At 44.4% G+C, this 9,705-nt stretch carries 9 protein-coding genes; all 9 read left to right on the plus strand.

What is annotated here, in order from left to right; all coding sequences use genetic code 11:
- Positions 1 to 457: 457 nt before the first annotated feature.
- Positions 458 to 1,747 carry an aminopeptidase P N-terminal domain-containing protein gene (locus tag H6S82_RS08400; RefSeq protein WP_190474445.1) on the plus strand — a complete coding sequence of 430 codons (1,290 nt, stop codon included), beginning with the start codon at positions 458 to 460 and terminating at the stop codon, positions 1,745 to 1,747.
- Between the two features lie 10 nt (positions 1,748 to 1,757).
- Positions 1,758 to 2,309 carry a YetF domain-containing protein gene (locus H6S82_RS08405; RefSeq protein ID WP_242056862.1) on the plus strand — a complete coding sequence of 184 codons (552 nt, stop codon included), beginning with the start codon at positions 1,758 to 1,760 and terminating at the stop codon, positions 2,307 to 2,309.
- Between the two features lie 259 nt (positions 2,310 to 2,568).
- Positions 2,569 to 3,906, plus strand: coding sequence for a hypothetical protein (locus H6S82_RS08410; protein ID WP_190474442.1), 1,338 nt, complete (start codon positions 2,569 to 2,571; stop codon positions 3,904 to 3,906).
- Between the two features lie 259 nt (positions 3,907 to 4,165).
- Positions 4,166 to 5,758 carry a peptide ligase PGM1-related protein gene (locus tag H6S82_RS08415; RefSeq protein WP_190474440.1) on the plus strand — a complete coding sequence of 531 codons (1,593 nt, stop codon included), beginning with the start codon at positions 4,166 to 4,168 and terminating at the stop codon, positions 5,756 to 5,758.
- Positions 5,759 to 5,962: 204 nt separating this feature from the next.
- Entirely contained in the window at positions 5,963 to 6,265 is a 303-nt protein-coding gene (locus H6S82_RS08420) for a KGG domain-containing protein (RefSeq protein WP_190474459.1), read from the plus strand.
- A gap of 167 nt (positions 6,266 to 6,432) precedes the next feature.
- Entirely contained in the window at positions 6,433 to 8,178 is a 1,746-nt protein-coding gene (locus H6S82_RS08425) for a protein kinase (RefSeq protein WP_190474438.1), read from the plus strand.
- A 19-nt stretch (positions 8,179 to 8,197) separates the two neighbouring features.
- Positions 8,198 to 9,055 carry an Rpn family recombination-promoting nuclease/putative transposase gene (locus tag H6S82_RS08430; RefSeq protein ID WP_190474437.1) on the plus strand — a complete coding sequence of 286 codons (858 nt, stop codon included), beginning with the start codon at positions 8,198 to 8,200 and terminating at the stop codon, positions 9,053 to 9,055.
- Between the two features lie 24 nt (positions 9,056 to 9,079).
- Complete coding sequence (locus H6S82_RS08435; protein ID WP_191056148.1) at positions 9,080 to 9,304, plus strand: Rpn family recombination-promoting nuclease/putative transposase; 225 nt, start codon at positions 9,080 to 9,082, stop codon at positions 9,302 to 9,304.
- The coding region (locus tag H6S82_RS08440; protein ID WP_277926391.1) for a glycerophosphodiester phosphodiesterase family protein at positions 9,291 to 9,705 on the plus strand (415 nt) is incomplete at its 3' end. The genes H6S82_RS08435 and H6S82_RS08440, both read left to right, overlap by 14 nt.

A 9,705-nucleotide genomic window follows, 5' to 3' on the forward strand; every position in this document is an offset into this window, starting at 1 on the left:
AATGGTACGACGATCGGCGTTTTGAGTTACAAATTTTAGTGCGATCGCCGCAGCAGTTTTATTTAAGAATTCCTGTAAGACTTTCATCGGCCTACAGGAATTTCAACTAAATAGTATGTGACTGCTGACAGCAAGTTTGCTAGCGTTATGGTTACTAAAAATCTTATTAAAAAAGTTTTGATTGGATTTGGTGAATTAAAAATTGGCGCGATATTAAAGAGTATGGGAAAATGTTAATTAACCATCCATTCCCTCAGAAACTACATAAAAATGAATCAAAGTTGGTAATTAGTGGCGTGTAAATGTACTCAATAAAATAAGAGAAATGATTAATTTGCAGATACTTGTGAGAATCAATCGCCAAGCAAATTGCATAACTTAAGCAAAAACAGCCAGAAACAATTCCTAATGTTGCCAAAGAGTATAATACAATAGCGTTGCAATAAAAATAAACACTATGCAAGCAGAATACCGTCAGCGTCGCGAACAATTGATGGCTAAGATTGGCAACGGCACTGCTATATTTCGCAGTGCGCCAATGGCAGTTATGCACAACGATGTCGAGTATAATTTTCGACAAGATAGCGATTTTTACTACTTGACCGGGTTTAACGAACCGGAAGCAGTTGCAGTTCTGGCACCGCATCACTCAGAACATCGCTTTGTGCTATTTGTGCAGCCGAAAGATCCAGAGAAGGAAGTCTGGACGGGATACCGCGTTGGTGTGGAAGCGGCGAAGGAACAATACGGAGCTGATGAAGCTTATCCCATGACAGAATTGGATGAAAAACTGCCCAAGTATCTGGAAAAGGCCGATCGAATTTATTATCACCTGGGACGGGATGAAAAGTTCAATCAAACTATTATCAGACACTGGCGGCGACTGATCGCAACTTATTCCAAACGGGGTACGGGACCAGTGGCGATCGAAGATACTAACTTTGTGCTTCACAGCATGAGGCTGAGCAAGAGTCCAGTAGAATTAGAATTAATGCGAAAAGCGATCGCTATTTCTGTAGAAGCGCACGATCGGGCCAGAGAATTTACCCAACCGGGACGTTACGAGTACGAAATTCAAGCAGAAATCGAGCATATCTTTCGTCTGCGCGGTGGGATGGGGCCGGCTTATCCTTCCATTGTGGCATCTGGCGCTAATGCTTGCATACTGCATTATGTGGAAAATAATCGCCAGATGCAGGACAACGAATTATTGTTGATCGATGCCGGTTGCTGTTACGGTTACTACAACGGTGATATTACGCGCACATTTCCGGTAGGAGAGAAGTTTACGCCAGAACAAAAAGCAATTTACGATATTGTACTGGAGGCGCAACGGCAAGCGATCGCCCAAGTTCAGCCTGGAAATCCTTGGAACCAATTTCACGACACAGCAGTGCGAGTGCTGGTAGAAGGTTTAATGGATTTGGGAATTCTGCAAGGCAATATCGACGAAATAATTAAAGAGGAAAAATACAAACCTTATTATATGCACCGCACCGGACACTGGTTGGGGTTAGATGTTCACGACGCAGGTTTCTACAAGCACGGCGAAGAAGCTTGGCAAATTTTGCAACCGGGACAAGTTTTGACGGTAGAACCGGGAATTTACATCGGACCCGATGTGAAACCCGCCGAAGGACAACCAGAAGTTGATGACAGGTGGCGCGGTATTGGCGTTCGCATTGAAGATAATGTGTTAGTAACTGAATCAGGACATGAAGTTTTAACAGCCGCAGTTCCCAAATAAATATCAAGCCATGATGGATCTACTTTTTAACGTCGATTGGTATAAGGTATTTACTCCCAGTATGTCAATCGCCGAACTTTTCGTGCGCGGATCGCTGGTTTATCTAATGCTTTTTGCGATCCTGCGCTTTCTTCCTAACCGCCAAATAGGAACGGTGGGAATTTCCGATTTGCTGGTAGTAGTTTTGTTCGCCGAAGCTGCCCAAAATGCGATGGCAAGTAACTATACTGCCATCACAGATGGTGTCATTCTTGTTAGTACGATTATTTTATGGAGCTACAGTTTAAACTGGCTGGGGTATAAGTTTCCGCGCTTTCAACGTTTCCTCAGTCCACCTCCGACGCCGCTAGTAATCAACGGTCGCATAGTGCGTGACAAGATGGCAGAGCAATTGATTACCCAAGATGAGTTGATGAGTATTCTTCGCAAGCAGGGAGTGCAAAAACTCAATGAGGTAAAGTTAGCATTTATGGAATCTGACGGACATATCAGCGTAATTACTCATTCCCCAGTTTCTGTGATTTTACCCGACACGAAGGAACGCGAGTCCGATGCAAGCTGACAACCGATCGCAGAAACACTAGAATCCTTAAGGGCGTTGGCATCGGATCAAAAAACCCGGTTTCTTTGAGAAACCGGGTTTTTAACGTGTACTGCTATAAAAGCGATCGGTCACCATTTTTGTAGCATTTGTAACTAGATATTATGTAAATATTTATCACAAAAAACCCGATTTGGCCTAATAGTTGGAGCATAAACCAGACAAATGGGTGCAGTTCGCGAGACTTTACCCAGCGGTGAATTGCTTTGAGTTAGGTTGTATGCCATTTAATATTGAATTTGATTATCGATTTGATACCAACGGTTTCTTCAGCGACCCAGCCAGAAGAAATGCTTTAGAAGCAGCTGCAAATGTTTGGGAAAACTATATCCAAGATGAATTTCCCAATGTTCCGGCTGGGATTTCTTTCAACGTGGGAAACCCTCAAACCGGACAAACTACACCGATAACTTTAACTTCGGAAATTGACGATTTATTAATTTTTGTTGGCGCGGCATCGCCCCCGTTTAACAATCGCAACTTTATTAACGCTGGCGCAGTAGGAGGATTGGCTGGTTTTGATGCTGTGGGGAGTGTTTTTAGCTCCCGCCTCATAGGTTCTAATTTTGAACCTTATGTAGGAATTCTCTCTTTTAATACTAATCCTCAAATTAATGGGCAAGCTGTACCCTGGTTTTTTGACGAAACTCCCAATACATCGAACGATCTGCCAGTTGGCTCGTCTTACTATGATTTTACTGCGGCGGCTGTCCATGAAATCGGACATATTCTGGGCTTTGGCGTTCCCATTTTCAGACAATTAGTAATTGACGGCTATTTTACCGGGCCGAATGCCAGAGCGGTTAAGGTCGGGAATGGGATTCCGATTGCAAATGATGGTTCTTTATCTCATATCAGTGCTGATTTTCCGAGCCTGATGAATCCTACTGCACAAGCTCGTTTACCGGGTCAAGCTGAATTAGCTATTTTGGCAGATATTGGCTACCAAATTGGTGGTTTTCAAACTCAGGGTGAAACGTTACCGATCGCAACTGAGGGAGATGACCAAATCATCGGTACAGTTTTGGGCGATATTATCAATGGTTTGGGTGGGGCCGATCGCATTTTTGGCAATGCGGGGAATGATATGGTTTTGGGCTTAACGGGCGATGATTTTATTGATGGGAAGGAAAACGACGATATTCTATTCGGCAATCAAAATAACGATAATATTTTTGGCGGTCAAGGTAATGATATCATTTATGGTGGGAGAAATGAAGATTATCTCTCTGGCGATGATGGCAACGATATTTTATCGGGCGATCGCGGCAACGATCAACTTTTCGGCGGTGCTGGCAGAGATACCTTTGTGTTTCGCGCCGAAAGCGGTGTAGATCAAATTAATGATTTTGTCGTAGCGGATGATATCATCCAGATCGGGATTGGGCTTGGTTTTAATAATGGCGTGGATGTGTTACGCACTATTACTAATAGTAGTCTGGCTACAGGAGGATTCTTTTCGCAAATTACTCTCAGCCAGGGAAACACGATTACAGTTTTTAGCGATGCGACTTTGACGGCGGCTAACTTTGCGATCGCAGGGGTTACCACCTTGTAATATTGTTTGCGGTTGCCTATGAATCATTATGGCCCTAGAGGTGCAGAGAGGCAACCGGGGCAGAGGGGAAAAAGGAACAATTCCGACGCAAACGGATTTGATAGAAATAAGTAATTGCATCCCAAATAAACCGAGTTTCTGGGGAAGAAATTCGGTTTTTGTGTAAGTTCCGGCATAAATAATTGTTTCTGAGCCGATATTTTGCTCGCGATATCAGCTAGAGTAAAATTGCTATGGTGGGGATGAGTGGGTTGGGATTATGGAAGCACTGCCTTTTTCTTCAGGAGAGCAGGTGAACAAATTTCGGTTTCTGCAAGCGCAGCTACGCGATCGCTGGCAGTCGATCGAACAATCGGAAAATGGCGATTACGATATCTTGGTAATTCCCTCCCTCAGTATGGATCGGGGAGAACTTCAGAAAATTGAGGGCTTCCTTTACTACGAAGAACGGCTGCTATTTTCGTTAATTCGGCTGCGGAGCCCTCGCGCACGGGTAATTTATGTAACATCGCAGCCACTACCGCCAATAGTGATCGATTACTACCTGCAATTACTCCCCGGCATCCCATTTTCCCACGCTCGCGATCGCCTGCTAGTATTTTCCACCTACGATTCCTCTACCACACCCCTAACTCAAAAAATTTTAGAGCGTCCTCGTTTGCTCGAGCGCATTCGAGAGTCATTGCGCCTAGAGAAGTCGTTCATGATTTGCTTTAATTCGACGACTCTAGAACGAGATTTATCTTTGCAATTAGGCGTTCCCCTCCTAGCAGCAGATCCGGATTTACTTTACTGGGGGACAAAAAGCGGCAGTCGGCAAATATTTGCTGAGTGCAATATTCCCCACCCGGATGGTAGCGAACTTGTTTTGAGCGCGGAAGATTTAGCGGAAGCAGCCGCTCAATTGTGGGAGAGGCAACCAACTTTGCAGCGAATGGTTGTTAAGCTCAACGAAGGATTTTCTGGAGAAGGCAATGCGCTGTTAGACTTAAGACCTATTCAGGATGTCGCTCCCAGTTGTGCATCGCATCGAGAAAGAGTTGCGGCAATTAGCGATCGCTTCCCATTTCTTAGTTTTCAAGCTCATAACGAAACTTGGTCACACTTTTCCAGCCGCATACCAGAATTAGGCGCAATTGTAGAAGCTTTTATTGAAGGAGAAGAAAAACGCAGTCCCAGCGTTCAAGGTCGCATTACACCAGATGGAGAAGTGGAAATCCTCTCTACCCACGATCAAATTTTGGGCGGTTCTGGCGGTCAAATTTACCTGGGTTGCTATTTTCCTGGCGACGAATATTATCGCTTGCAATTGCAGGAATTGGGATTGCGAGTTGGTCGAAATCTGGCAGAAAAAGGAGCATTAGAACGCTACGCTGTCGATTTTATCGCCGTTCGTCAACCTGACGAAGCAGGTAACGCGCAGTGGGATTTGCAAGCAATTGAAATCAACCTGCGTAAAGGCGGCACCACCCATCCATTTATGACCCTCAAATTTTTAACTAACGGTCGCTACAATACTTCTACCGGATTGTTCTATAGCCAGCAGGGAAGTCCGAAATATTACATTGCTACCGACAACTTGCAAAAAGACCGTTATCGCGGTTTGCTGCCAAACGATTTGATGGATATCATTGCCCATCATCGACTGCATTTTGATACCAGTACAGAAACAGGTACAATATTTCATCTCATGGGTTGCCTGTCTGAATTCGGTAAATTGGGGTTAACCAGCATCGGTAATTCTTCCCAACAAGCTAAAGATATCTACAACAGGGTTATTAATGTGTTGGATGAAGAAACGAAATCAACAGCTAAAACTTTAACATCAGTTAGTAGTGCAGCAGTTAATTAAAAAAATCACAAGTAGTTCGGGCCTGCAAAATCTTACTGCGAACTCTACAATACTTGACTTTTTGTATGCGTTGATATTGCCGAAATTTACACTCTTTTCTACCTGGAGAAGTAAATTTATAAGAGTGACTCTTACTAACGGCAGACGAAACGCTACTTTCACGTTTCTACGATGAAATTAGTTGTCAAGACAAAACGTTGTGTTATGGCTAAGAAAAAAGATCGAGATACAAGCAATCGTGGCTTCGCCTCTATGGATGACGAAAAACAGCGCGAAATAGCTAGTAAAGGAGGCAAAGCTGCTCATGAAAAGGGCACCGCTCATGAATTCTCTCATGAGGAAGCTGTAGAAGCCGGTCGCAAAGGTGGAAAAGTTGCTCATGAGAGAGGAACTGCACACGAATTCTCTCATGAAGAAGCTGTAGAAGCCGGTCGCAAAGGTGGCGAAACTGTCAGTGAAGACCGCGAACATATGTCGGAAATAGGCCGTAAGGGCGGTAAATCCTAACCGTTTTGCGGATTTATGCGTGATGAGTTTTGAGTCTTGAGTCCTGAATTCAAGGCTCAAAACTCATAGGACTCAATTAAGCCAAAATTTGTTGGGAGTCGTGTAGAATCAAGACATTCTGCATTTGTTTTGGCCTTACTTGTCCCAACTTGGCTTTTGATTGAGTTGTGCATCAACAATCTGTTGCCACTGCTGCCCACTGCATCAATCCCGCTTGCCCGCGTCCCTATCCCCAGAGTATAGGGAATAATTTTTGCAACATTTGTGGCTCGACGCTGCGTCTTAAAAATCGCTACATTCCTCTAGAAAGACTGGGATTCGGCGGATTTGCGGCTATATATTCAGTCTGGGATATTAAGACGCAGACAGAGCAAGTGCTGAAGGTTTTGTTGGAAACTTCACCTAAAGCTTTGTCGCTGTTCGAGCAAGAAGCGATGGTGCTGGCGAGTCTGCGTCATCCAGGAGTACCGAAAGTAGAGCCAGATAGTTATTTTCAGGTTATCGTAGGCGATCGCCAAGGGCAGTTGCTACCTTGTCTGGTAATGGAAAAAATCGCCGGTCAGACATTGGCGGATATTCTCAAGCACCATCCCCAAGGTTGTCCGGAAAAGTGGGTGGTGAACTGGCTCAATCAGGCGGTGCAGATTTTGCGAGAATTGCACTTACGTAAAATTATCCATCGCGATATCAAACCGTCTAACCTGATGCTGCGCCACGGAACCGGACAATTGGTACTGATCGATTTTGGTGGCGCAAAACAAATAGGCCCCGCTCATAGCAATTCTCAAGCTAGTTCGACGCGATTATTTTCACCGGGATACAGTCCCCCAGAACAAATAGCTGGGGGTGTGGTGGGGCCAAGCGCCGATTTTTATGCACTCGGTTTAACTTGCATTCAGCTACTGACGGGTCAATATCCCCCGGATATGGAAGATCCGAAAACGGGGGAATTGCGCTGGCGTCAATACGTTAAAGTTAGTCCGGGCTTTGCTGCATTGCTGGATGATATGGTGCGATCGGATGTCGATCGACGACCTAGCAACGCCAGAGAAATGATCAAGCGTTTGCGGAAGATTTCTCCCGGACAAATCACACCAAATTTTGCGGTGGGGGATTTGTGGAAAATTATCCCCAAAACGCTCCAAATATGCCTGAATTTGCTATTAGCTGGGCTGGCACTAATTTGGAAATGGACTAAATGGCTGAGCGTTAACGCTTACCATCTGACTATCCAACTGATTAAAGCTTGTTTCGGTACGCTTTTGCAGATGGTCAGCGGGGGGATAGGTGCGGGTGTGGGTGCGGGAATTGGCTTTTGGTTAGCCGATCGCTCTCCCCATAATTTTCACATACCGGGTGCGATCGCACAACAATTACCTAGCTGGGTTTCTAATATAGCGATCGCAGCATCTAAACCGCAAATGATTTTATTCGCCGCCGCCGGTTTGGGAACAGCTTGGGGTTTGACACAAGCCAAAACTTTGGGTCAACAACAACGGCGCTATTTAATAACAGGAATGATGGGCGTTTTCGGTTATGCGGTTGGTTGGTTAATTTTGCAAAGAGTCGCGCCATCTGGAGTCATCGCACCCGACGATTTGGTAATCATGACGGCGGTTGCAGCTTTTCTATTGACTTTGGGATTGGGATTGCCCAGTCACGATCTTGTTCATGCTGTATTTACTGCGATCGGCACAGCTAGCTTCTTTGCAGGTTTGGTCACCCTCACGGTCAAAATTTTGCCCGTGTCTGCTCTTTTCGGTTTTTCTGATGCTTTTTTCCATACCCTCAATTGGACTAATTTCGGTTTCAGCATTATCTTTTTCAGTCTTTTGGGAATCATTCTCGGTTTCTGGTTAGGTGTGAGTTATTATCTTTTTGTACCTTTTCTGCGTCTGTTAGGTTTTCGTTGAATCGAGATAGGAAATAAGAGTGAAAACAGATACTATTTTTTATCAACTTTTTAAAGAATTTCCCAACATCTTCTTTGAACTGATCGGCAAACCTGACGCCAACATCAATGCCTACGAATTCATCGCCCCTGAAATCAAACAGCAGAGTTTCCGCATCGATGGTTTATTTGCTACTTTAGAACAGTTCCCGACAGAACCGCTTTACTTTGTCGAAATTCAATCTTATAAAGATGAAGAATTTTACGAACGGTTGTTTGGCGAAATCTTTGTTTACTTCCGCCAATATAGACCGCCTAATTCAGATTGGTATACTATAGTTATCTACGAACGCCGCAGTTACGAAACACCAGTGCATCCGCGCTATCGCACGTTAGTGGAAAAGCACCTGCGCTGCTTTTATTTAGACGAAATAGAAGCCGTTAGTCAGGACTCTTTGGGAATAGGTATCCTGAAATTAATTGTAGAGACTCCCACGAATACTACCAGCCGCGCTAAAGAACTAATTAACAAAGCTACTGTTGAATTGACAGATACCATTATCCAGCGGCAAGTGCTAGAATTTATTGAAACAGTTGTTGTCTATAAATTTCCCAATTTAGGTCGAGAGGAAATCGAAGCTATGCTAGGACTGAACCTACTCAGGCAAACCAGAGTGTATCAAGAAGCCCGCGAAGAAGGTCTTGCTGAAGGTCGTCAAGAAGGTCTTGCTGAAGGTCGTCAAGAAGGTCTTGCTGAAGGGATTGAAGAAGGAAAATTACAAACTAAATTAGAAATGATACCTCTGCTACTGGATCTAGGATTGAGTATTCAGGAAGTTGCAGTACGCTTGCAACTTGACGAGGAAGCTGTAAGAAAAGTGGTAGAAAATCGCTCTTAGCCAAATACTATGGGTAGAGAAACTATGTCAATGCTGAACCTCATCAGACATACCAAAGTTTATCAAGAAGCCTACGAAGAAGGTCGTGCTGAAGCTATTGCTGAATGGATTGAAAAGGGAAAATTCCAAAATAAATTACAAACGATCGCACTGCTACTGAAACTGGGATTAAGCGTTCAAGAAGTTGCAGCCCGCTTACAATTGGAGGCGGAAACTGTAAGAAAAGTGGCAGAAAATGATGGTTGGTAAAACGATCGCAACAACATCGCGTCCGATAATTATTGCCCACCGAGGCGCAAGCGGTTGGCGTCCGGAACATACTTTAGCTGGGTATGAATTGGCGATCGATCTGGGGGCAGATTTCATCGAACCGGATTTAGTTTCTACTCAAGATGGCGTGTTAATTGCGCGTCACGAAAATGAAATATCCGGTACTACCGATGTAGCCGATCGCCCGGAATTTGCCAACCGCAAAACTGCTAAAATTATTGATGGCGAAACTGTCACTGGCTGGTTTGCTGAAGATTTTACCATATCTGAAATTAAGACGCTACGGGCTAAAGAACGTCTGCCGTTTCGATCGCAATCTTTCAACGGCTTATTTTCCGTCCCTACTCTGCCAGAAATTATCGATTTAGCTAAACGCAAAA

It is taken from the genome of Planktothrix sp. FACHB-1355 (assembly GCF_014748295.1).
Taxonomy (GTDB): domain Bacteria; phylum Cyanobacteriota; class Cyanobacteriia; order Cyanobacteriales; family Aerosakkonemataceae; genus Aerosakkonema; species Aerosakkonema funiforme_A.

Bases quoted from the DNA above. Each gene is read 5' to 3' on its own strand.
- H6S82_RS08435 (WP_191056148.1), top strand. From the start codon at position 9,080: ATGTCAATGCTGAACCTCATCAGACATACCAAAGTTTATCAAGAAGCC.
- H6S82_RS08405 (WP_242056862.1), top strand. From the start codon at position 1,758: ATGATGGATCTACTTTTTAACGTCGATTGGTATAAGGTATTTACTCCC.
- H6S82_RS08400 (WP_190474445.1), top strand. From the start codon at position 458: ATGCAAGCAGAATACCGTCAGCGTCGCGAACAATTGATGGCTAAGATT.
- H6S82_RS08410 (WP_190474442.1), top strand. From the start codon at position 2,569: ATGCCATTTAATATTGAATTTGATTATCGATTTGATACCAACGGTTTC.
- H6S82_RS08420 (WP_190474459.1), top strand. From the start codon at position 5,963: ATGGCTAAGAAAAAAGATCGAGATACAAGCAATCGTGGCTTCGCCTCT.
- H6S82_RS08415 (WP_190474440.1), top strand. From the start codon at position 4,166: ATGGAAGCACTGCCTTTTTCTTCAGGAGAGCAGGTGAACAAATTTCGG.